The sequence below is a fragment of the Shewanella septentrionalis genome, from assembly GCF_025370265.1.
GTDB classification, from domain to species: Bacteria; Pseudomonadota; Gammaproteobacteria; order Enterobacterales; family Shewanellaceae; genus Shewanella; species Shewanella hafniensis.
Genome location: NZ_JAMTCC010000001.1, coordinates 215251 through 238562, shown reverse-complemented (window position 1 = coordinate 238562; position 23312 = coordinate 215251). Strand labels below are relative to the sequence as shown.

Genomic DNA, 23312 nt, shown 5'->3' with positions numbered 1-23312 from the left:
ATTTGTACAGCAAAGATCAACAGACCCTAGTTACTAACACATTATTTATATAGATATTTTAACGGCTAACTCAGCAGAATTGTGTCAGTAAATCATTAACAAACATATGACCTTTACTAGTTAATTGCCAATGTTCAGCGGATTCTGTCAGTAAACCGCGCTGTTTGGCTTTTTCCATTCCTTCGGTCAATGTGTCTCTGTGCTGTCCGGTACGCAGTTCAAATTCTTGCTTAGGGATAGGTGTCATCAGACGCAGGCGATTCATTAAATATTCGAGCGCGCGATCTTCCTCCGCCACTTCAATCGATTCGAAGGTGTAGTTGCTGGCACTCAGATATCCCTTGGGATGTTTAATTTTTACCGTGCGTATGATGCGGTTTTCTTTTGGCAGCGTCACTTTGCCGTGTGCGCCACAGCCTATGCCTAGATAATCACCAAACTGCCAGTAGTTGAGATTGTGCCTACATTGGTAACCAGGTTTTGCGTAGGCAGATATTTCGTATTGCTCATACCCTAATGCGGCCAGCTTTTGTTGACCTTGCTCATAGATATGCCAGAGCGCTTCGTCATCGGGCAGCTGCGGCGGTTTTGAGTGGAATAGTGTGTTGGGCTCAATTGTTAACTGATACCAAGATAGGTGTGGCGGGTTAAGCGCCGCTGCCGTGTCGATATCGGCCATAGCTTCAGCAAAGCTTTGGTTGGGTAATCCATGCATTAAATCGAGGTTAAAACTCAAGTATCCCGCTTGGCTGGCTTTTTGAGCAGCGACTTGTGCCTCGTTTTGATCGTGAATACGTCCAAGTAAGTTGAGCTTATCCTTAGAAAAACTCTGCACACCGATAGATAAACGAGTGACACCTGCTGCGCGATAGGCACTAAAGTCATCGTGTTCTAAGGTGCCAGGGTTGGCTTCCATGGTGATTTCGATATTGTCACTAAAGGGGATTAGCGAATTGGCACCATCGAGTATGCGTTTGATTTGCAAAGCATCGAATAAGGATGGTGTGCCGCCACCGATAAAGATGGTATGGATTTGCCGCCCTTGGACGAGATGTAAGTCTTGGCGTAAGTCTTCCAATAGCGCATCAACATAGGCTTCTTGTGGCAGCTCACCATTTTGGCCATGGGAGTTAAAGTCGCAGTAAGGACACTTTTGTACGCACCAAGGAATATGGATATACAGACTGAGTGGCGGCAGTTCGAGCTTCATCGCAGTAGTCACGGCAGTTGACGACATTATTGTGCATTCCCGCCAGTTAACACGCCTTGGGCTTGCATGGCGGCGATGAGTTGCACTAGGGCTTTACCGCGATGGCTTAAGGCGTTTTTCTCATTGCTGCTCAGCTCTGCCGCACTACATTGATAATTTTCAGGGATAAAAATCGGATCGTAGCCATGGCCATTGTTGCCGCGTTGGCTAAAGTCGATTTGGCCTTCCCATGAGGCTTGGCAAATAATTGGGGTTGGATCTTTGGCGTGGCGCATATATACCAGCACGCATTGGAATCTCGCACTGCGAGGTGCTGGCTGGTCTTTTAATGTTTCAAGTAGTTTCAATACGTTGTCTTGATCTTTGGCATTTTCGCCCGCGTAACGCGCTGAATAAATGCCGGGAGCGCCTTGGAGTAAATCCACTTCTAAACCTGAATCATCGGCAATGGCGGCAAGTCCGGTGATTTCGGCTGCATGTCTGGCTTTGATAATAGCATTTTCGACAAAAGTGGTGCCCGTTTCGGCCACTTCGCTGACATTAAATTGGCTCTGCGGCAGTACAGTGACGCCGTAGCTGGCGAGCATTTGATCGAATTCGGCGAGTTTGCCTTTGTTGCCACTGGCGAGGACGATTTGTTGCATGGAACACCTATATCATTGGGGCGACTTATACTGCGGCAATGATACCCAAGCTGAGGGCTAAAGGACAGGAAAAGGGCGGGACGGTACAGACTTGTACCGTCCCAAAGTTACTTATGTCTTGCGGTAATCTCAGCTTGGCTTATTCAACGTAGAATTTTTGCTTGAACTGCAAGTTGGTATTTAATTGATTACCATGCTTGATCGCGATATTGAAGTTGATCTCCTGATCATCGCGGTAAGGAACTTCGGCAATATAATAAATCGCATCACCTTCACGGATCTCTTTGAAGGTTAAGTTGATTCGAGCATCTAATAAGTTATTGGCGACACCGGTAATTTCAACGGGTACTGCGGGTTTATTCGCTTCGCTGATATCTAACACCGCAATGTTGATAATGCCTGTATAGCTACTGCGTTGAATGCCATAGGATTTGGCTATGCTAGGCGTTAAAAATGTACTGCCAAGTGCCATGTAATGAATGTCAAAATTGCCGACAGTTTCTTTTTGCTCTGCGTTTGCAACACCACAAAGGCTAGCGGTGAGGGCTAATACAGCCAGAATATTACGGAACATGATAGGATACCTCATATTAGGGAATGTTTGAGTATAGGTCGCTGTGACTATTGTTTATGTTTATCTGTTTATCGATAAATTAACCGCATTCAAAGAAATTTGTTGGTTTTCAGCCTTTCAACAGCTTTGCTCAGCTAGTTTGTCCCATCAGCTCAGTAATGACGCTTGGGATGATCTTTGGGTCAATCACGCGGATTTGCTTATGCCTGCCAAGTTCACCTTTCATTATATGAATGTCGCTCTTTGGCACTTTAAAGGTTTTTGCTAAGTACTTGCTTAAATGGGCATTGGCCTTGCCATCAATAGGCGGCGCAGTGATGGCTACTTTTAGCTCATCACCGTGCAGTCCTACAATTTGATCTCGGCTGGCCTTAGGCTGAATGTAGAGATTAAGCAGCAAGTCACCTTGCTGCAAAGTCACTGCACTCATTAGATCACAGCCCAATAAGGGATATATTGGGCAAGTAACATATTGAGGAAATTCATACCAATAATCACCAACATTACCGATAAATCTAAGCCACCAATTGGCGGTATGATACGGCGGATTGGCGCTAATACGGGTTCAGTTAACTGACCCATGACCATCACTATTGGGTTATAGCCTTGGTTAAACCAGCTCAATATTGCGCGTATCAACAGCATCCAAAACAGCAAGACCCCTGCTTTTTTGATCACAGATACGACGGCAAACATCAAAAACAGCAGTATGTCTATGCCACCGCCCGCGATAAGGCTGATCAGCAGTACTTTGACCATCACGACCAGCAACGCGAGGACGAATGATGCGGTATCAAACCGTCCTAAGGAAGGCAGAATACGGCGCATTGGCGCGATGAGCGGGTGAGTCGCTTTGACAATAAATTGGCTAAAAGGATTGTAAAAATCCGCCCTTGCCAGTTGCAGCCAAATCCGCAAAATCACCACCATCAAATACAAGTCGAATAGTGTGGTGATTAAAAAGGTAAATGCATTCATCGAGATTTCTACCTATTAAAGTCCGATATAAAAACGCGTTAGTGAAAATTAAAATGTCTTAGCCATTTCTTCTGCACGTTTAATGCAGTTTTCCATGGCTTTTTTTACTAAACCACGCATATCCGCAGCTTCAAATGTCGCCAGCGCCTGTGCGGTGGTACCGCCCTTTGAGGTGACATTCTCCCTTAGATTACCTAAGGTCAGTTGTGGATTTTGCTTTGCCATCATAGCAGCGCCGAGCGCGGCTTGCTGCACTAAAGTTCTGGCTTTGTCTTCATCCATTCCCATTTCTTTGCCTGCATCTATCATAGACTCCATTAGCAAAAAGAAATAAGCCGGTGAACTGCCCGATAGTGCAATCACTTGATCTAATTCTGACTCTTCATTAACCCACACAATTTCGCCGCCGCTGGACATCAAACGATCGCAAATGGCTTTTTGCTCGGTAGAAATAGCCTGAGGCGCATAGAGGCCTGTCATACCCACACTAATCTGCATCGGTGTATTGGGCATGGCGCGAATAAGTTTAATATCCTGCGCCAGATAATCGGTATAACGCTTTGCTTTAATGCCTGCAGCGATAGTGATGACTAACTTTTGCGACATGTCGACCGTTTGTAATGCTTCACACACTTGCTGCATCAATTGCGGTTTTACCGACAGCACTATGACATCGGCAGCTTGTGCTGCGGCTAAATTATCTTGAGAAACCAAAATCCCTAAATCGGCTTTTAGTGCGTCGAGTTTACCTTGGCTAGGATTGGTCGCTTGGATGAGTTGAGCTGGATAGCCGCTATTGATTAAGCCACTGATGATGCTGCGCGTCATATTGCCGGCACCGATAAAGCAGATTTTCTGTTGATCCATTTGATTCTCTTCAGTGTGTTAACCGTTAATTTGTAACAGACTCACCTTAAATCAAGATGATAAAACGGTTAGTCATTTGAATGTCAGAGCCAGATTAGTCGACTCTCGCTAATTGAACTTAAATGTCGTGATCTTTAATACAGTATTTGGGCATAAAGCGCTAAAAACAAGGTCAAGCCCACACACTGACCTCGAACTTCATGCCTCGAGTGAGTTTACGCCGCGTAATTGCGCTCACCAAAAATGGCACTGCCAATACGCACCATAGTTGAACCGCAGCTAATGGCTGTATCTAGATCATTACTCATCCCCATGGAAAGCGTGTCTACACTGGGGTAATGTGATTTAAGCTCTTGAAATAGATTGTTTAACTGAGAAAATTCTTTAAGCTGTAACTCAGCATCCGCGGTAGCCGTTGGGATCGCCATTAGGCCTCTCAGTGCAAGATTAGGCAGCTGAGCGATAAGCTCGGCCAGTGGCAGCATTTGCGCCGCAGCTATGCCTGATTTTGTGTCTTCAGCACTGATATTAATTTGAATGCAGACGTTCAATGGCGCTAATTCAGCTGGACGTTGGTCATTGAGACGTTGGGCTATTTTGTCGCGCGAGACAGTGTGCATCCAATCGAAATGCTGGGCGACTATGCTGGTTTTGTTGGATTGAAGTGGCCCGATAAAGTGCCATTCAATGTCCGGAAAATCCCCCTTGAGCGCGGTAATTTTCTCTGCGCCTTCTTGGACATAGTTTTCGCCAAAGCAACGCTGACCCGCTTGATAGGCTGCTATAATGTCTTCAATAGGTTTGGTCTTGCTGACGGCAAGTAAGCGAATATTGCTAGGTTGGCGTGCACATTTTTGCGCCGCTTGTGCGATCCTGCGCTGGGCGATTGCGAGTCTGTCTGCTATTGTTGTCATGATGTAATTATCTAGTTGCAAGGATATCCCAAACGATGGAAATCACTGAGTTATTGGCATTTAGTGTAAAACACAAAGCCTCGGATCTACACCTTTCTGCAGGGATATCTCCCATGATCCGTGTCGACGGTGAAGTGAGAAAAATTAACCTGCCCGCGCTCGATCACCAAGGCGTACACAGCCTAGTGTACGACATAATGAATGATAAGCAGCGCAAGGACTACGAAGAACATTTAGAAATCGATTTCTCGTTCGAAGTCCCTAATCTTGCACGCTTTCGTGTTAACGCATTCAATCAATCCCGTGGTGCTGCGGCCGTATTTCGTACCATTCCTAGCGACATCTTGTCACTTGAGCAATTAGGTGCGCCGGAGATTTTTAAAAAAATCGCCAGTTTCCCTCGGGGATTAGTCCTAGTGACTGGGCCAACAGGTTCGGGTAAGAGTACCACACTTGCCGCTATGGTGGATTACGTTAACGAAAATCGACACGATCACATCTTAACCATTGAAGATCCTATCGAATTCGTACACCAAAATAAGCAATGTTTGATTAACCAGCGTGAAGTTCACCGCCATACCCACAGCTTTAATGCGGCGCTTAGAAGCGCACTACGTGAGGATCCGGACGTGATTTTAGTCGGTGAGATGCGTGATCTTGAAACCATTCGTTTGGCGATGACCGCTGCAGAAACAGGCCACTTAGTGTTTGGTACCTTGCATACCACCTCTGCCGCGAAAACCATTGATCGTGTGGTCGACGTATTCCCCGCCGGTGAAAAAGACATGGTGCGCACTATGTTGTCGGAATCGCTGCAAGCGGTTATTTCGCAAACCCTGATTAAAAAGGTAGGCGGAGGCCGTGTCGCCGCCCATGAAATCATGATGGGTACTCCCGCTATTCGTAACCTTATTCGTGAAGACAAAGTGGCGCAGATGTATTCGGCGATTCAAACCGGTATGGCCCACGGAATGCAGACCTTAGAGCAATGTTTACAGAACTTAGTCAATCGCGGTCTTATCACCCGTGAAGATGCAATGGCGAAGAGTTCGAATAAACAAGCGACATTTTAAGGATTTATGATGGATGTTCTTCCGTTTTTAAAAGTGATCGTTGAGCGCAAAGCCTCCGACTTGTTTATCACAGCGGGTTTTCCGCCGAGTGCCAAGATTGACGGTGAGTTGCGTCCCTTGGCCGAAAGTGCCTTTACTCCGGCACAATCACTGGATTTTGTTGAATCCTTAATGACCGAAGCGCAGAAACAAGAGTTTCATTCGAGTCGTGAATGTAACTTCGCTTTTGCGGCAAAGGATTTAGGTCGCTTTCGGGTAAGCGCCTTCTGGCAGCGTGAATCGTCAGGCTGCGTGATGCGCCGTATCGAAACTAAAATCCCTGACGTCGATGATTTAAAACTGCCACCTATTCTGAAAGATCTGGTGATGAGTAAACGTGGCCTCATCATTATGGTAGGCGGAACGGGTACGGGTAAGTCAACATCTCTGGCGGCCTTGGTGGGATATCGTAATGGTCATGCTCGTGGTCATATTCTCACGATTGAAGATCCAGTCGAATTTGTTCACGACCACAGAAAAAGCATTATCACTCAGCGTGAAGTGGGCATAGATACTGAGTCTTTCGATGCGGCGCTAAAAAGCTCCCTTCGCCAAGCACCCGATGTTATCTTGATTGGTGAAATTCGTACCCAAGAGACGATGGAGTTCGCCCTGTCGTTTGCAGAAACAGGCCACCTCTGTATGGCAACCTTGCATGCCAACAACGCCAACCAAGCATTAGACCGCATTATGCACCTCGTGCCTGAGAGTAAACATCAACAGTTATTGTTCGATTTGTCATTAAATTTGCGCGGTATTGTGGCGCAGCAATTGATCCCAAAAGTCGATGGCACTGGGCGTCGCGCCGCGATTGAAGTATTGATCAACACTCCAAGGGTGGCAAGTTTAATTGCGAAGAACGAGCTGCATTTGCTCAAAGAAACCATGGCTAAATCGAATGAGCAGGGCATGCAGACGTTCGATCAGGCCTTGCTGAAACTTTATGTCGATGGCGAGATTAGTTACGCCGATGCGCTGCACCATGCTGATTCACCAAACGATTTACGTTTGATGATTAAATTGCAGAATAAAGAATCCACGGGCTCAGGTTTTATGGAAGGTGTCACCTTAGACATGGACTAACGCGAGAGTTAGGTTCTGGATTCAGCAGCTCTTTATGGGCTGCTTTTTATTGGTGTTATTAGATTTTCGTTCAGCTCAATCGGTTTTACTTCATCGCTATGCGGTCGTTAACCATAGCTTTTATTTTTTAATTCAATATGATCTTTACCTAGTACGTTTACGTAATGTACCGGTAAAGGAGAAAGCAATGAAAAAATTACCTATGATATTCGCTATGACAGCGAGCTTGATGAGTGTTGGCTCTATGGCGGCCACTTGTCCTGAGTATTTGAACCTTGAAGTACGAAAATTACATTCTGAAGAGACAGTTAATCTGTGTGAATTGACTCAGGGAAAGCCAGTGTTGATTATTAACACTGCGAGTAACTGTGGTTATACCCCGCAGTTTAAAGCGCTCGAAGCATTGCATGAAAACTATAAAGACAAAGGCTTAGTGGTTATTGGTTTCCCATCGGATGATTTTTTCCAAGAAGAAAATGATGAGAAAGACACGGCTAAGGTGTGTTACATCAATTATGGTGTCACTTTCACTATGTTGTCGACTTCAGCTGTGCGTGGCAGTGACGCCAATAGCGTATTTAAATACTTAGCCGAAAAAACCGGTGCGCCTAAGTGGAATTTTTATAAGTATGTCGTTAGCGGCGATGGCGCAGTTGTGCAACAGTTCAATTCTAAAGTGAAGCCAGATAGCGAAGAGCTTAAGCAAGCAATAGAATCTGTACTTTAATTTTATAAGTATTTATTAATTAAGAGGCTGTTTTGGCTAAATTTTCAGGCTTATCCAAAGAAGTTGGACACGGACAGCGCGGCAAAGTGGGCGTGCTGTTATTAAATTTAGGTACGCCAGATGCACCCACAGCATCGGCTGTTAGGCGTTATCTAGCTGAGTTCTTAGCAGATCCCCGCGTAGTCGAAATTCCTAAATTAGTGTGGATGATGATTTTACACGGAATCATTTTGCGGGTACGCCCAGCAAAATCGGCGGCGTTATACCAGAAGGTATGGACAGCGGCCGGCTCACCGTTAATGGACATTAGTTTGCGTCAAACGGCGAAGTTAGCCGATAAACTTAACGCCGATAACCATGATGTTTCTGTCCATTTAGCAATGCGTTATGGCAGTCCATCGGTCGCCAGTACATTGCAAACTATGCATCAAAATGGCATTGATAAAATCGTGGTGTTACCTCTGTATCCCCAATATGCGGCGCCAACTACGGGTTCTGCTTTTGATGCGATTGCGGCTGAGTTGTCCAAGTGGCGCTATATTCCATCGTTGCATTTTATTAATACTTATCATGATAATGCTGATTTTATTAATGCGTTAGCGAGTTCGATCACGGCTGATTTTGAAGCCCATGGTAAACCGCAAAAATTGGTGTTGTCTTATCATGGTATGCCTGAGCGTAATTTGCATTTAGGCGATCCGTATTATTGCTTCTGCATGAAAACGACTCGACTGGTTACCGAAAAGCTTGGGTTAGGTAAAGATGAGTTTGTGATGACATTTCAATCGCGTTTTGGTAAAGCCAAATGGCTACAACCTTATACCGATGCGACTTTGAAAGCGTTGCCGCAACAAGGTGTGCGCGATATTGCTATCGTTTGCCCCGCTTTTAGCGCCGATTGTTTAGAAACGCTGGAAGAAATTGTTGGTGAGAATGGTCATCTCTTTGCCGAGGCGGGTGGTGAGAAGTTCCGTTACATTGCTGCACTAAACGATGATGATGCACACATTACTATGATGGCCAACTTAGTGAAGCCACATTTTTGATGCGATAATTTATCGGGTTAAACATCAAACTGAAAAGGATAAGGAAACTTATCCTTTTCTTTTTTCTGTGGTTTTATTTATTGTGGCATTACTTGCTGAAGTTATTTTCGAAGTAGCTTTCAATAATCAGTACGGCAGACACAGCATCGACTTGGCCTTTGGTGAGCGCCTTGAATCCGCCTAACTCGAATAATCTCGCCTTAGCATCGGTAGTGGTTAATCGCTCATCTTGAGTGGCTATTTTGACTTTGAACTTAGCATTGATACGGTTCGCAAATTTACGCGCCCTGTGGGTCATATCTTGCTCAGTGCCATCCATGTTTAAGGGCAGGCCAACAACAACTAGGTCGGGTTGCCACTCTTTGATTAAATCGCCTATCTGATCCCAGTTGGGGATCCCATCGACGGCTTTGATTGACAATAATGGCGTGGCGCTAGCGGTGATTTCTTGGCCTATAGCCACACCAATACTTTTAGTGCCAAAATCAAAGCCTAATACGGTTTTCGAATTCATAGTGTGCTGACTTATATTAAGAAATAGGCTTAAGCGTGACCCGCTTGAGCTGAAACCTGCCAAGCATCAAATCCAAGAGCTCGGCTGGCCTGTGGCCAACGGTCTTCGTGTTTAATGTCAAACAAGAGTGCATTGGTTGCTGGAATCGTTAGCCAAGAATTATCGGCAAGCTCTTGTTCGAGCTGATCTTTGCTCCATCCAGCATATCCTAATGCGACGAGGAATTTCTCTGGCGATCTGTTGCTTCCTATCGCGGTTAACACATCGCGTGAGGTAGTTAGCATTAAACCACAACCCAGATCTGTGCTGTTGGCCCAATAGGGCTGAGAGGTATGCAGTACAAAGCCGCGATCTTGGGAAACGGGTCCGCCCATCATGACATTGGCATTGAACGCTAAATCGGTGGAGACTTGCTCAGCTGGCAAATCCATTTGTTCTAATAGCGAATTAACTTCGATACCGAGCGGTTTATTGATCACCAGTCCCATGGCGCCTTTGGCATCATGTTCACAGATATAGATGACTGAGCGTTCAAAAAACGTATCGTGCAGTGAAGGCATGGCAATTAAGAAATGGTTCTGCAAACTCTCCATTAAACTACTCCGTTCGATGTGGCTAAGTTGATCTAGCATGCTGCTATATTGCTAAGTCGGGCGAGATTAACCGCCAGCTAATTTAACTTTGTAGTTCTGCTTCTCAAGCAATAGCTTTAATTGCTCGCGGTTATCGGTTTGGACCTCAATAGTGAAATCTTTAACCGTGCCACCACAACCACATTGTTTTTTAAGGGTTTGAGCCATTGCTTTTAACGCGGTTTCATCGAGACCTAGGCCTGAGATAATCGAAACGCCTTTGCCTTTGCGGCCCTTACTGTCTCTATGGATCCTGACTATACCGTCGGATTCAGGAATCGCTTTAGTGACGGGCTCTACATTAATACGGCCTTTGTCGGTGCTATACACTAAGGATACATTAGGATCTGCTTTCATAGGTTTCATTCATAGGTGTTTAAAGATGACTTACACCCGTTGAGTTTATCAAATTTGCAGGGGTTCTGGGAGGTAAAAAAAGACCACTTGAGGATTATCCTTAAGTGGTCTGAACAAAATGCTAACTCTTTGCAGGGAAGTAAGCATATTTTTGAAAAAGGGAGCGTTATCAGCCGTTTTAATTTATACGCATCAAGACCATGACGACCAGTGCTACTGCGGTCACTAAGGCGCTTGGCATAATAAATTTATGCAGTTTAGGTAACGCAATCAAACAAGCGGTGGTCACAAAGCCGAATGCGGCGACTGTCGCATAGTTAGTGCCATTCGCGACGGTATCTATGACCAACCAGCCAAGTACAAGGAGAGGTAAAATCAGTAAGCTGACAGGCAAATGACGCTTTATCTTGGCGTTATTGGCCTCGAGTGAGATTTTTTCTGGCGCAAGGAAAAAAATAGCTGTTGCAACCAAAAACGCGCTAATAAACCAGTACATTTCATTACTCCCTTAATCTCAATTGATAATCATTATCATCTTTGATTTTGCTGAAGTCAAGCTGAATGAGATGCTGCTTTTTAATCAATTGAGTTGTAGATCAGATGATTGCTCTGTAAGCTAAATTCATATCTCTGATACTTGTCTTTGTTCAGTTTGAACATCTGAGGAAATTAAGATGAAAAATATTTTTGTAGCTTTAGCCGTGCTGGCATTAAGTGCCTGTAGCTCGATGAAGTCAGGTTGGGACTATGATCCTAGCGCCAATTTTACTCAATATAAAACCTATGCCTGGGTTGCTCAGAAAGCTGATTCTGCCGGATATCATCTTGATGGCTTGATGGATCAAAGAGTAAGAGAAGCGGTGAATAGTCAGTTAGCGAGTAAAGGCATGACATTAGTCGATGCGAAAGACGCTGATGTATTAGTTAACTACCTGACCAAAGTCGATAAGAAAATCAATGTTGATACCTTCAATAGTAATTTTGGCTACAACCCATACTATGGTCCTGGATGGGGGTGGGGCGGCAATATGCAGACCCAAACAACAGTAAGAGAATATGAAGTCGGTACTCTGATTATTGATTTAGTCGATAATAAAACCGCTAAACTTATCTGGCGTGGTTCTGTTGCCGATACCATTCGCGACAAAAATACCCCTGAAGAAAGAGTACAGATCATCAATCAAGCTGTGGGAAGTGTGATGGCAAATTATCCCCCTAAGCCTGACACTAAGTAGTGCTAATTCTGTTTGAATGAAAATTAAGCGGCCTGAGGGCCGCTTTTTTGTGGCTGATTTTTATGCGTTTTGCCCATTCGATTAGATGATCTGCAGTTATTTATCATCTGATTGAATTTACGTTATTAATACTTATCAAAAATTTTGGTTATCTAAATAGTCGTGGGATGTAGTTGCGTGCATAACTGGCTATTTTATTTGCAATTTACACAGTAGATTTTTACGGCGTTGGGGCTCAAAGAACTATTATTTATTAAATGATGAATTAATTTTTCTAATGATTAATTCAAAATAAAATCATTATAGAACTGAGGGTTTCTCAGGCAGAATCTGTTTCTTTACCTAGTTGGCAGTAGTAAAGATGCATGAGACGCAAATTATTGGATTACTTTGGCTGATTGGTATTATTGCCGAGGCTATGACGGGTGCTCTGGCGGCGGGTCGTAAGCAGATGGATTTATTTGGTGTGGTAATTATTGGCTGCGCAACGGCGATTGGCGGCGGCACACTAAGGGACATGATGCTCGGTAATTATCCGTTAATTTGGGTTGAGCATGTGCACTACCTCATTGCGATTGCGTTTGCTTCGTTGCTCACTGTCGCTATCGCCCCTGTGATGCGTTATTTATCCAAGTTGTTTTTGGCTATCGATGCCTTAGGCTTAGCCGTGTTCTCTATCGTGGGGGCGCAGAAGACCTTAATGCTGGGATTTAGCCCAACAATTGCAGTGGTGATGGGATTGGTGACGGGTGTCTTTGGTGGTGTTATCCGCGATATCCTGTGTAACCAAGTGCCTTTGATTTTTAAGAAAGAACTCTATGCGGTGATTTCACTACTGACGGCAGGCTTGTATATCGTTTTAAAAGCCTATCAATTAACCGAGTGGATTAATCTGGTTATTTGTCTGAGCGTTGGTTTTAGCTTGCGGATGTTGGCGCTGCGTTATCATTGGTCTATGCCGACCTTTGATTATCAGGCCAATGGCGATCAGCACACACATTAGATCGTAAAAAATCGTAGATAGACAATCGTAAAACAAAAGGGCAGCAAAGGCTGCCCTGTTTTTAGTGGTAAATTACTGCTGGGCTTGAAGGGTTTTCAACGCTTCAAGTGCAGCATCATAGTTAGGATGCTCGGTGATATTAGGAACTAACTCTTGGTATTGGAGTTTACCTTCGGCATCTATGATGAAAATGGCTCTCGCCAGCAAACCGTAATCTTGAATCAACAAGCCATATTTTTCACCAAAATCACGCCAGACAGAATCGGATAGCACTTTGATTTTATCTACGTTTTCTACTTTGCAGAAACGTTTTTGTGCGAAGGGTAAATCGGCACTGATGGTTAGCATGACCACGTCATCAGAAAAATGGCTCACTTCGCTGTTGAAACGTTTAGTCTGTAGTGCACACACGCCCGTATCTAAGCTTGGTACGGCACTTATCAGCACGGTTTTACCCTTAAAGTCACTCAGCATGACTGGCGAAAAATGATCATCAACCACTTTGAATCCTGGTGCCATTTGCGACAGCTTAGGTAACTTGCCTTCCAAGGTGACGGTTTTTTCACCCATAAGAACCTGAGTTTTCTCACTGGCAAGCGCATTGGGACTCATCAGCACTAAGCCATAAATGCAGCTGGCGGCTAAAAATGAAACGTATTTTTGCATTGGATTTCCTCGCACATGAATATCTGTGCCTTCGCTAATATCTGTCCTTTAAGGTACGCTAAAATGCGATGCAGAACCATAAAAAAAGGCCGGCAATTGCCGACCTTTGTTATTCATTTAGAGTTATTTGTTGAGTGGCAATTCTTTGACATGAATATCCATTTGTGGGAATGGAATACCGATATCGGCTGCATCTAATGCATTTTTGATTTGCTCAAGCAGTTGGAAACGAGCCGTCCAATAATCAGCCGTTTTTACCCAAGGGCGAACCACGAAATTAATTGAAGAGTTCGCTAATTCAGCCAGTCCAACTGTATATGATGGATCTTTTAACACATATTGGTTGTTGTCTAAAATCTCAGTTAAGATTTTCTTCGTGAGTGCGATATCGGCAGAATAAGACACGCCAATCACTAAATCGATACGGCGAGTATCCATTGCCGAATAGTTAGTGATAGTGCCATTCATGATGGATGAATTTGGCGCCACAATAACCTTGTTGTCTGGTGTGCGAAGTTTGGTTGAGAATATAGTAATTTCATCAACAGTACCGGCAATGCCAGCGGCTTCAATATAGTCACCAACGCGACAAGGGCGGAATAACACCATTAACACGCCTGATGCGAAGTTAGACAGAGAACCCTGTAGCGCTAAACCCACAGCTAAACCAGCGGCACCGATAACGGCGACCAACGATGCGGTTTGTACGCCAATTTGGCCTAAGGTGGCAATCACTGCGAAAACAAACACAATTGCCCAAGCGAGGTTTGCGACAAATGAAACAACGGTCGGATCAACTTTACGGCTGTTAAGTAATTTACGAACCAGCTTTTGCGCTACGCCAGCAAAGTATTTACCAACAAAGAAAATGATAATGGCAAATAAAACTTTTAAGCCATAAGTCACAATCAGATCCGGTGCTTGCTTTAATAAACCTTCAAGGTTTTCCATTAAATAACTCCCTAAATATACGCTAACTAAAACTATTTATTATTGACGATAAATTGTACTCGTCGATTTAAACTGCGCCCTTCGCTAGAACGGTTGTCCGCTACAGGTTCAGATATACCTTTACCCATTACGGTAAAGCGATTTGGATTAAAGCCATAATCTTCAACCAAAATACGTTTCACATTTTGAGCGCGCTGAAGTGACAGCTGATAATTAAACTCAGGCGTGCCAACGATATCCGTGTGGCCCACTAAGGTTAATGTGACATCATTCGCTGCTAAATATGTTTTCACTAAGGCTAAAGTTTTCCATTGCGAAAAGTCAACTTCGGCAATGGCAAATTCAAAATACACCACAGCGGTAGAAATATTATGACAATCTGCGCTGAACTCAGCATTGGGATTACTCGAACTACAATCTGCTGATGCAGTCGCTTCCACCTCGACCTCTTCAACACAGCCATTGGCCATTACTTGCGTGTCTGGCGCTGTGTTAGGGCAGGCATCTTTGATGTCAGGCACGCCATCTTGGTCAGTATCAGACCAAGCGAATACCTGCGATGTCAGGCTTAAACTTAATAGTAAAAGTACCAGCTGGATCCATCGAGATTGGGAGTTTTTCACTACAAATCACCTATTGAACGATAAGTACTAGTCAAAATTACTAAAGTGATCGCATGGTTGTAGCATGACCATCTTAGTGCGGCATTCTATCGACTTAGGCGCATTTCGCCAAGTGAAACGCGCTCACGTGTCGACTCGTCGACAGACATATATCGGCAATATCTTGAGTATGTTTATGTTTTTATGAGTTGAAGCCAATATTCAGATCATCACTTCGCCCATGTATTCACGTTTGGAGTCAGTAACATGATGAATAAGCATGATGATAAACTATACAAAATAAGCCTTTGGCGCTAGAGTCTTGAGCCCATTAAGCGCCAACCAAACCTAAGTTGAGGACGAGATGATAGATTTACGCAGTGATACTGTTACCCAGCCAACAGCAGCGATGCGATTAACCATGTCCAGAGCCGAAGTAGGTGACGATGTTTACGGTGATGATCCCACGGTAAATAGTCTGCAGGATATGGCCGCAGAGATGTTTGGCTTTGAAAGCGCATTATTTACCTGTTCAGGTACGCAGGCGAATTTATTGGCTTTGATGGCCCACTGTGAGCGTGGTGATGAGTACCTGTGCGGCCAGCAGGCCCACAATTATAAATTTGAGGGTGGCGGAGCCGCCGTCTTAGGCAGCATTCAACCCCAACCTTTGTTGAATCAAGTCGATGGCACCATTGCCTTGGCCGATATTGAAGCCGCCATTAAGCCTGACGATATCCACTTTGCCCGCACGCGTTTGCTCAGTTTAGAGAATACAATTGGCGGTAAAGTGATCCCGCAAAGCTATTTAGCGGACGCGCAGGCATTGGCCTTTCATCGCGGATTAAAAATCCATCTCGACGGCGCGCGAGTTGCTAATGCTGCGGTGGCGCAGAATATCGCGATAAGTAAGATTACGGCGCATTTTGATTCTGTGTCGATTTGTCTGTCCAAAGGGTTATGCGCGCCAGTTGGCTCATTACTCTTAGGTGACGAGCGTTTGATTAAGAAGGCGATACGCTGGCGTAAAATGCTCGGTGGCGGCATGCGTCAAGCTGGGATACTTGCTGCGGCAGGTAAGCTCGCCTTAACTGAGCAAGTGCAACGACTGAGTGAAGATCATGACAACGCGGCGTATTTGGCTCGTCAGTTGGCCGAGTTGAGCGAGTTCGACGTCGATTTAGCCGCAGTACAAACCAATATGTTATTTGCCAAATTAGCGCCTAAAGTTGATGCGGATTTATTGGCGAAACACTGTCGAGCTGAAGGCATTCTAATAAGCCCTGGGCGCACGATTCGGCTTGTGACTCACAAAGATGTGAGCCGTCAGGACATAGATAAAGTGTTGCGGGTTATGAAGCAGCACTTCACCGCCTAAGCGCTGCTTGTTTTAAAACCTCTAAATGCCCGGGCTTTGTCTCGGGCATTTTTATTTGCGGGTATAACTTGATGTTGAATTATTGAGCAATTAACTGTTGATTGGTGAAAACAAGCCTTAGACCACGGGCGAAATATGTGTGCTTATCTATACTCAAAACAATAAGGTTTTATTGCTAAGGTAAATTTGGGTTGAAGCCTAATAACAATACTAATAAAGGGGTCGATTATTGGACAAATCGGATCAGTGAATTAGAAATGCCCGCACTGTGTTCGACTGTTAAATCGCTAGAAAAGCTCGCCAAGGATGACGTTTCCTCTCTCGCATTACTTGGGCGTAGCGTGATGCACGATAACGCCTTAACCTCTCGTATTCTTCGAGTCGCCAATAGTGCTATTTATCATAAGGGGAGTAGCCAAATCTCCACCGTTAGCCGCGCCGCCATAGTGCTGGGTTTCGATGCAGTGCGAAATATCTGTATCACAGCTAAGTTACTCTCAAGCTTGTTGGAGAGTAAAAATCTCGCGCCCAATGTCTATCAAAGGTTAATTAAGTTGATGGCCAAGGCATTTCAAGCGGCCATGATTGCGCGGATGATGTTGAGTCATCATGACGAGGAAATGCAGGAGGAAGCCTTTATTGCCTCTTTGTTGTATCACATCGGCGAGAGCGCTTTTTGGAGTATTGGGGGCGAATTTACCGAAGAATTAGATTTAACGCTTTGCCAATGTGAAACGCCCGCCGAAGAGAGAAGTGCTACCCGCGAAGCCCTTGGTGCTTCTTTTTTGCAGCTCACCCAGAGTATTTCCCGCAATTGGGGATTGGGAGAGTTGCTGATCCAAGCGTTGAATTATCCAGAGGATCAGCGGCCAGATATTCGGGCTATTTTTCTTGCCGATAAGCTCTGCGACATTTTATCGCAACCCGTTCTCGATAAGCTCGAGTTAGCGAAACGTATGACTCAAGCTGCGAGTTTTACTGGGCTAGAAGAGAAAGAGTTTTTGGTACGAATGCAACGCTGCGCGAATGCGACCCATAAGTTGGCAGAAGTGTACGGTGCTAAAGTGTTACTCGATTACTTGCCCGATCCTAAACGTATTGTCGCCGCTGAACCCGATCTACCTCCCATTCCGTTAGATATGCCAGTCTATCAAGTTAACTTGAATATTCAGTTAGCTAAGTTGCGTGAATTGACAGGTTTTGCCATTAATAAAGCAGATTTCAATCAGATAATGCAGACGGTTCTTGAAGGTATTCTTGAGGGCGTGGGTGTTGACCGCTGCGGTGTTTTGTTGTTATCGCCAAGCCGTAAACAGCTCCAGCCTAGGGTGATATTGGGCCGTGATGCCGATGCGATAAAACAAGAGTTTATTATCGATTTGAGTGACAAACGTGGGCTATTTCATCAAGCGATGGAGCATAAGGCACCACTTTGGGTGGACGATCCCTGTTCTAAAAAATGGCAGGAGCAGTGCAAAGAATTACAGGCACGGCACGTGTCAAGGCAGGGCTTTTTACTTGCGCCTTTGTTGGTTGATAGCAAAGTGATCGGGTTTTATTATGCTGATAGGGGCCCTTCGGAAAGGGCATTTGAAGAAGTGGATTTTCAAAGTTTTATCCACTTCTCCCAATTGGCGAATGTGTGTTTTACCGTGTCCTTGAGATAGCGTTCGCTGTTAATTGTTTTATCTTAACGCTGCTTTTTTGAAACCGTACTCTTTGAAACTGTACAATTTGAAACAGCGATGCTATCGAAATCTCACTTTTATAAATTGTACGCTTTCGAAACTGCATTCTGGGGAGTACGTCATTACTGCTTGTTTGCGGCTTTGATCTCGGTGGTGATCTGTTTTGCTATCTCATTGGGGATTGGGAAACTTAAATGATATTGTGCAATTTTCCAGTAGCCATCGGTTTTGATCAAAGTACCGGTTCCTCGACTGACACCATAGGCGGGGCTATTTAATAACTCGTCGAACAATATGACGTCGCCATGTTGGATTAAATGCCGCTCCGTTAAATCATAGCGCCAACCTTTTGTAGGGCGGGAGTAATGTTCAAATTCCGCCATTCCCCAACGTTCACTCGCATCCGTACCAATAAAAATGCCGTCTTTTCGGTACAGGGCAAAATACTTATCCCAATTGGCATCGCTTGAATATTGGTTGAGTAAATCCAACACCTGAGCTGCCGCTTGTTGGTCTGAACTCGATGTTGTTTGAGCGCTTTGGACTTGAGTATCTTGTGTTTGAGCGCTTTGTGTCGGCGAGTCCTGTGCCTGTGCGCTTACAATAAGTCCACCAAGCATTAATACGCTGAGCAGTAACCCCAAGCTAGCGCGATTAACACTAGTGGCACGACTGGCATTAGTAGCACGACTGACATTAGTCGCGCGACTCATAATAGCGGCGTGATTAACAGTGGTGCCTTTAACTGCAAATGCATGAGTGTCTTTGAGCATTTAGTGTGCCTCTACTTTTATGGGTTAATGCCAGTTTATCGGATCGAGTTGATAAAAGCGGCTCAGTTCCCGATACAAGTCTGGGTGTTGTTGGTAGAAATCCTCTGGCTTTTCAAAAAAAACTTCAGTAATAACGGCAAAAAATTCAGCGGGATTCGTCGCACCATAGTAATTAAATAATGAGGGCGTGCCAAAGTTTGCGCTGTGCTGTAATTGGGTGAAAGCCTTGCTTAGCACTTCTGACCAAGTGCTGTAATCGGCAAAATGTTGCAGTATCGGCGCGCCATTGGCTTGGCCGTCTTCTTGATCGAGCTGATGGGCAAACTCGTGGATCACGACATTATTGCCATCGTGGGGATCGGCGGCGCCGTCTAAGGTATTTTTCCACGAGAGCACCACTTTGCCGTATTCCCAAGATTCGCCCGCCAGCACATTGCGCTGTTCCCACACAATACCGCTGGTGTCTGTATGTTGATTATTAACGATAAAGGCATCGGGATAGACTAAAATTTGTTTCAGTTTGGGGTAAAAGTCTGTTTTTCGATTGAGCAGCAGGAGGCACGCCTGTGCTGCGATAGTGACTCTCACTTCATCGGTGATCTCGAAATCATCGCAGCCAACAAACTCCTTTTCATCGATGAAGATTTGGATAAGCCGTTTGAGCTGTAGCTGTAAATCTGTCGGTAACGCATGGAAGTAAGGCAGTCTTTTTTTAAGAATGTTGCGCCATTCTTTTGGGAAAGGTTTGGCCGTGATCCGGCGGCGGTGCAAGGTTTTACGCCAACGACTTGAAAGTAGCCAAGCAATTGCCCCGACTCCGAGGATAAGCGTGATAACAATAGCGAGCATACTTTCCCTGTTCTAATCCTGATTATCTTAATATTAGCTAATGGGGATGAAGAGGGCTTAACTCAATCCTTTGCTGAAAAAAGAAGCGCGGTTGTTGCCGCGATTGGCGGCTAAGGGATAGACGAACCGGGGGTTAGGCATAGTGAATGGGTTGGCAGAGGAGGGCCTCGGTGCGGTTACGCCCCGTCAGTTTGGCATGATAAAGGGCTTCATCGGCTCGATTAATTAAACTATTCGCATCCAGTAGTTGCGGTAGCTGCCAACAGGTAATCCCCGCGCTGATGGTAAGTATGCCCGAATGGGGAGAGTCTTCATGGGGGATTTCTAAGCTGATGATTTTCTCACGCAACTGTTCGGCAAATTGATAGATATCCTCGAGATGACTCGATGGCAGCACTAGCATAAACTCTTCACCACCATAGCGGGCAAGTATGTCAGTTGGGCGTTTTAAGAGGGATTTTGCGGCGTTAACAATTTTCTGCAGGCATTGGTCGCCAGCGACATGGCCATATCTGTCGTTAAATTGTTTAAAGTTATCAATATCAAACAAAATGATGCCCAGAGGCATATTATGATCCCTGGCATACTCGAGTTCTTTTTGGAGTTGCATGTCTAAATAGCGACGGTTGTAGCAGCCCGTTAGTCCGTCGGTTTCCGCCATTCCTTTAACTTGCGCCGCATAGCTTTTGAGTGTTTCTAATGAACTCACCATTTGCTGCAGCTCTAGGTTATCGGTGACAGGCATACGGGTGTCGAGTTTTTCATGGGCGATGGCATTCATGGCATCTCGCGTCGCCATCACAGGCTTGATAATCCCCTTAGTGATAAAGTGCCAGCTGGTGAGCCAGATGAAGAAGCAATACAAAATGCCACTGCAGAAAATCAATATGATAAATGCGGTGCTGTCACTTTTAAGCTCGCCGCCCGTTTGTTGGATTTCATTTTCGACTTGGTTAACCAGATTCTGGGTATAGGTCGCAACTATTTGCGCGGCATCGGCTTGGTACTCTAAATGCGCATTGGCTATATAGGTACTTTTAATGGCCTTGCGGGACAGTTCAAATAGGTTATCTTCACCGACCATGGTCTGCTTTATTTGCGATAACAAATTGAAATATAAACCGGTATCCCCGTTAATCCCTTCGAGAATCGCCTCCATATTTAACAGTAGCCGCATCGCTTCTCTTTGGGTGTGGTTAAGCTCAACTAGATTGTCGATAATTTTTACTTGAGAGAGGCTGGTAAATAAGTGTTCTCCCAAATGACTAAATTGAGACAATTGCTGATTGGTATTGATGTTCACCGAAATCTTGTCAAAATTTTTCAGCTTAAGTTGACGTTCAGAATCGGCATTGATACGGTGAAATTGGGTTTGCATTTCATCGGTAAATCCCGATGCCATTGAAGTTAAATTGGCTTGAATATTTGCCGCTTGTAAATTGGCTTGAAGGGCGGAATCGGTTAACTCGTCAAGTAATGGCAACTGTTGTAAATAGTAAAGTTGAATATCTAACGCGTGATTCAATTCTTGCTTACTGACAGCAGAGGTTTCAATGGACGTCAGTAATCGGGAGTCATTAATTAGTCGTTCCCACTGCGCCGAGAGTTCACTCAATAGACGAAGTCTTTGTTGTTCATTATCATAATGATTTAGACGCGCTGTGATGATTTGGAGTTTTTCACTGTTTTTTGCCAGTTGTAGCGCAGTGGTGACTTTTACCACATCGACGCCCACCAGTTGCTCAATTTCTGATTTCAGTTGCTGAGACAGTAGTATCGCAACAACACCATTAAACAGCGCCATGCCCACTATGATATAGAAGGCTAAAGTTATTTTTTGTTTTAGGCTTTTCAGCGGCTTAGTGCTTGTCATTAGTTTTCTTGTCAATCGCAGGTACCTCTCCATAGGTATTTTGGAGGTGTTTTATCTCTGCACTTAATTTAATAAAAATATCCTCGCTGTCAGCGGGCATGCGGCTAGCGCGATAACATGCATGGCTGAGTTCAGGGTAAATCTGTCCCATGGCTGTACTGGTAAAATGCCCAAGTTCTAGCACTTTAGTTGACCAAAACATATTAGCGATATGGCTTGCTTCGAATGCCCCCGCTATGGTCCTTAATGATTCACTTTTAAATTCGGGGGCGGTCACGACATCCATACGACATGGATTACCGCCGCCGAGAGCATAAGCGTGTTGTGCTTCATAGGTGCCCATGTATTTGATGAGCCAATAGGCCGCTTGGGGATTTTTGCTGTCATAACTCACGGCAAAAGCATAGGCGCCGTTATAGGGATAACCGCCGGGTACTTGACTTACAGCAAGGCGTGCGCCGGGAATATTTTGCTCAACTTTGAAGGACTTATGCCACAAATTATTGTAAGCGAAAGGCCACATTGCCGCTTGCCCTGTGGCGATTGCATTGGCAGCCTCATTGAAGGCAAATTGCTCGTTGGCAGGCACGGCATAGGGCATTAATTCGCGATAAAGCTTGGCGGCTTTGATGGCCTCATGGTTGATAGTCGGCACCTCAAAATGACTGATCTTTTTTTGTTCATTATAAATTGGCTGCATCCAATTGCCGCCTAAGCTCCAGATCATGCTGGAAAATTCATCGTTAATATGTGGCTTATCACCCGACATTAGCGCCAAGCCATAAAAGTCGTGGGTTAACATTTTATCCGCCAACATAGTGCCCGCTTTACGGGTGAAAAACTGGGCTTGATCCCGTAACTCGGTTAAGGTTTTTGCTGGTGCGAGCGGGTAACCGAACTGGCTCTGAAAATGTGTTTTTTCAGTGTTATTATCAAAGAGGTCGGCTCGGTAATGATTACCCATCACATAGTTATTGTAGGGAATAGCATGGATTTCTCCATGGTAGGATAAGATGTTCAGTAGCGATGGGTAATAGGGTTCTAGGTATTTCTCCATGGCCTTTTCACCGTCGGGATCGTAGAGTTTTGCGAGTTCGACTAAAGGGACTGTGTAGCCATTGGCTGCCCATTCTTTTGCCCAGCCAGCTTCCATCGTCAGCAAGTCGTATTTGCCTGAACCTTGGAGTAAATCTTGGGTCTGCAAATTAAACATACTATCAAGTTCGGTGCTGATCACTTGCACTTTTACACCAGTTTTTTCAGTGAATTTAGGCAACATTTCTTGCGTTAAATAGTCGGTCCAAAATCCCTTTTCTGCGACTAAGGTGATGGGCGCTTTGTTCGTGAGCGGCGGGATTTGTGCCAATGAAAACTCAGCATAGCAGGGCATTAGAAACGCAGCGCTTAAACAAAGACAGATAAGTTGGTTTGGCTTTCGCAAAAAATACACCTTAACGTTACTGATTCACTGTGAATAAATAACACTTATTTATCATTCTGTACATTTAAGGATAGGTGGGATCAGCACTTATGCCGCGATTATATTGTGGTTTTTATCTTGGTTTTTTGTTCTTGAGTAAAAAAGCCGATAACCCGAGCTTAGCTGAGTTACCGGAAAAGGGTGGGAGTATTGCGA

26 protein-coding genes are annotated in these 23312 nt (G+C 44.8%); 8 read left to right on the top strand and 18 right to left on the bottom strand.

Annotated elements, in window-relative coordinates:
- Nucleotides 1-70: 70 nt before the first annotated feature.
- From hemW to NE536_RS01075, 7 genes are all read right to left on the bottom strand, one after another.
- Entirely contained in the window at nucleotides 71-1237 is a 1167-nt protein-coding gene (hemW, locus tag NE536_RS01105) for a radical SAM family heme chaperone HemW (protein WP_261271516.1), read from the bottom strand.
- Nucleotides 1237-1854 (bottom strand): RdgB/HAM1 family non-canonical purine NTP pyrophosphatase, encoded by a 618-nt coding sequence (gene rdgB, locus NE536_RS01100; RefSeq protein ID WP_259213150.1) that lies wholly within the window; start codon nucleotides 1852-1854, stop codon nucleotides 1237-1239. Before rdgB ends, hemW begins: the two co-directional genes overlap by 1 nt.
- A 139-nt stretch (nucleotides 1855-1993) precedes the next feature.
- Nucleotides 1994-2428: a DUF4426 domain-containing protein gene (locus NE536_RS01095; RefSeq protein ID WP_006082522.1), complete on the bottom strand. Its 435-nt coding sequence runs from the start codon at nucleotides 2426-2428 to the stop codon at nucleotides 1994-1996.
- A gap of 130 nt (nucleotides 2429-2558) precedes the next feature.
- Nucleotides 2559-2858 carry a DUF167 family protein YggU gene (yggU, locus tag NE536_RS01090; protein WP_012587167.1) on the bottom strand — a complete coding sequence of 100 codons (300 nt, stop codon included), beginning with the start codon at nucleotides 2856-2858 and terminating at the stop codon, nucleotides 2559-2561.
- On the bottom strand, nucleotides 2858-3406 hold the full coding sequence (locus NE536_RS01085; RefSeq protein ID WP_006082520.1) for a YggT family protein: 549 nt from the start codon (nucleotides 3404-3406) through the stop codon (nucleotides 2858-2860). Before NE536_RS01085 ends, yggU begins: the two co-directional genes overlap by 1 nt.
- Before the next feature lie 48 nt (nucleotides 3407-3454).
- Entirely contained in the window at nucleotides 3455-4273 is an 819-nt protein-coding gene (gene proC / locus NE536_RS01080) for a pyrroline-5-carboxylate reductase (RefSeq protein WP_261271515.1), read from the bottom strand.
- A 215-nt stretch (nucleotides 4274-4488) separates the two neighbouring features.
- Nucleotides 4489-5187 carry a YggS family pyridoxal phosphate-dependent enzyme gene (locus NE536_RS01075; RefSeq protein ID WP_261271514.1) on the bottom strand — a complete coding sequence of 233 codons (699 nt, stop codon included), beginning with the start codon at nucleotides 5185-5187 and terminating at the stop codon, nucleotides 4489-4491.
- A gap of 35 nt (nucleotides 5188-5222) precedes the next feature.
- Between NE536_RS01075 and NE536_RS01070 the strand changes: the two genes are divergently transcribed.
- From NE536_RS01070 to hemH, 4 genes are all read left to right on the top strand, one after another.
- Nucleotides 5223-6260 (top strand): type IV pilus twitching motility protein PilT, encoded by a 1038-nt coding sequence (locus tag NE536_RS01070; protein WP_006082517.1) that lies wholly within the window; start codon nucleotides 5223-5225, stop codon nucleotides 6258-6260.
- Nucleotides 6261-6269: 9 nt separating this feature from the next.
- Nucleotides 6270-7382: a PilT/PilU family type 4a pilus ATPase gene (locus NE536_RS01065; RefSeq protein ID WP_006082516.1), complete on the top strand. Its 1113-nt coding sequence runs from the start codon at nucleotides 6270-6272 to the stop codon at nucleotides 7380-7382.
- Nucleotides 7383-7569: 187 nt separating this feature from the next.
- Nucleotides 7570-8109 carry a glutathione peroxidase gene (locus tag NE536_RS01060; protein WP_261271513.1) on the top strand — a complete coding sequence of 180 codons (540 nt, stop codon included), beginning with the start codon at nucleotides 7570-7572 and terminating at the stop codon, nucleotides 8107-8109.
- Nucleotides 8110-8141: 32 nt separating this feature from the next.
- Nucleotides 8142-9155, top strand: a complete 1014-nt coding sequence (gene hemH / locus NE536_RS01055; RefSeq protein WP_006085703.1) for a ferrochelatase — start codon at nucleotides 8142-8144, stop codon at nucleotides 9153-9155.
- A gap of 88 nt (nucleotides 9156-9243) precedes the next feature.
- Here the strand turns inward: hemH and ruvX are convergent, their stop codons facing one another.
- From ruvX to NE536_RS01035, 4 genes are all read right to left on the bottom strand, one after another.
- Nucleotides 9244-9669, bottom strand: a complete 426-nt coding sequence (gene ruvX / locus NE536_RS01050) for a Holliday junction resolvase RuvX (protein ID WP_006082513.1) — start codon at nucleotides 9667-9669, stop codon at nucleotides 9244-9246.
- A 29-nt stretch (nucleotides 9670-9698) separates the two neighbouring features.
- Nucleotides 9699-10262, bottom strand: coding sequence for a YqgE/AlgH family protein (locus NE536_RS01045; protein WP_006082512.1), 564 nt, complete (start codon nucleotides 10260-10262; stop codon nucleotides 9699-9701).
- Nucleotides 10263-10328: 66 nt separating this feature from the next.
- A complete protein-coding gene (gene yciH / locus NE536_RS01040) occupies nucleotides 10329-10658 on the bottom strand; it encodes a stress response translation initiation inhibitor YciH (protein ID WP_261271512.1) in 330 nt (109 codons plus the stop codon).
- A 178-nt stretch (nucleotides 10659-10836) separates the two neighbouring features.
- Complete coding sequence (locus NE536_RS01035; RefSeq protein WP_063884591.1) at nucleotides 10837-11154, bottom strand: hypothetical protein; 318 nt, start codon at nucleotides 11152-11154, stop codon at nucleotides 10837-10839.
- Nucleotides 11155-11332: 178 nt separating this feature from the next.
- Here NE536_RS01035 and NE536_RS01030 point away from each other — a divergent pair, with 178 nt between their 5' ends.
- Both NE536_RS01030 and NE536_RS01025 read left to right on the top strand, forming a co-directional pair.
- Nucleotides 11333-11893, top strand: coding sequence for a DUF4136 domain-containing protein (locus tag NE536_RS01030; RefSeq protein ID WP_220592407.1), 561 nt, complete (start codon nucleotides 11333-11335; stop codon nucleotides 11891-11893).
- A 361-nt stretch (nucleotides 11894-12254) separates the two neighbouring features.
- A complete protein-coding gene (locus tag NE536_RS01025; RefSeq protein ID WP_106649937.1) occupies nucleotides 12255-12896 on the top strand; it encodes a trimeric intracellular cation channel family protein in 642 nt (213 codons plus the stop codon).
- A 72-nt stretch (nucleotides 12897-12968) separates the two neighbouring features.
- On the opposite strand, the gene tpx is transcribed toward NE536_RS01025, so the two are convergent.
- From tpx to NE536_RS01010, 3 genes are all read right to left on the bottom strand, one after another.
- Nucleotides 12969-13562 (bottom strand): thiol peroxidase, encoded by a 594-nt coding sequence (tpx, locus tag NE536_RS01020; protein WP_261271511.1) that lies wholly within the window; start codon nucleotides 13560-13562, stop codon nucleotides 12969-12971.
- A gap of 123 nt (nucleotides 13563-13685) precedes the next feature.
- Nucleotides 13686-14513, bottom strand: coding sequence for a mechanosensitive ion channel family protein (locus NE536_RS01015; RefSeq protein ID WP_261271510.1), 828 nt, complete (start codon nucleotides 14511-14513; stop codon nucleotides 13686-13688).
- A 32-nt stretch (nucleotides 14514-14545) separates the two neighbouring features.
- Nucleotides 14546-15136, bottom strand: coding sequence for an OmpA family protein (locus tag NE536_RS01010; protein WP_261271509.1), 591 nt, complete (start codon nucleotides 15134-15136; stop codon nucleotides 14546-14548).
- Between the two features lie 343 nt (nucleotides 15137-15479).
- Between NE536_RS01010 and ltaE the strand changes: the two genes are divergently transcribed.
- Nucleotides 15480-16493, top strand: coding sequence for a low-specificity L-threonine aldolase (gene ltaE, locus NE536_RS01005; RefSeq protein ID WP_261271508.1), 1014 nt, complete (start codon nucleotides 15480-15482; stop codon nucleotides 16491-16493).
- 191 nt (nucleotides 16494-16684) lie between these two features.
- The gene (locus tag NE536_RS01000) at nucleotides 16685-18160 is read left to right on the top strand and encodes an HDOD domain-containing protein (RefSeq protein ID WP_261271507.1); all 1476 of its coding nucleotides are present in this window, start codon (nucleotides 16685-16687) and stop codon (nucleotides 18158-18160) included.
- 143 nt (nucleotides 18161-18303) lie between these two features.
- Here the strand turns inward: NE536_RS01000 and NE536_RS00995 are convergent, their stop codons facing one another.
- The 4 genes from NE536_RS00995 to NE536_RS00980 form a co-directional block, all read right to left on the bottom strand.
- Nucleotides 18304-18954 carry a nuclear transport factor 2 family protein gene (locus NE536_RS00995; RefSeq protein WP_261271506.1) on the bottom strand — a complete coding sequence of 217 codons (651 nt, stop codon included), beginning with the start codon at nucleotides 18952-18954 and terminating at the stop codon, nucleotides 18304-18306.
- A gap of 24 nt (nucleotides 18955-18978) precedes the next feature.
- Nucleotides 18979-19803, bottom strand: a complete 825-nt coding sequence (locus NE536_RS00990; RefSeq protein WP_261271505.1) for a M90 family metallopeptidase — start codon at nucleotides 19801-19803, stop codon at nucleotides 18979-18981.
- Between the two features lie 133 nt (nucleotides 19804-19936).
- Entirely contained in the window at nucleotides 19937-21676 is a 1740-nt protein-coding gene (locus NE536_RS00985) for a GGDEF domain-containing protein (protein WP_261271504.1), read from the bottom strand.
- A complete protein-coding gene (locus NE536_RS00980; RefSeq protein WP_261271521.1) occupies nucleotides 21663-23066 on the bottom strand; it encodes an ABC transporter substrate-binding protein in 1404 nt (467 codons plus the stop codon). Before NE536_RS00980 ends, NE536_RS00985 begins: the two co-directional genes overlap by 14 nt.
- Nucleotides 23067-23312: the final 246 nt, after the last annotated feature.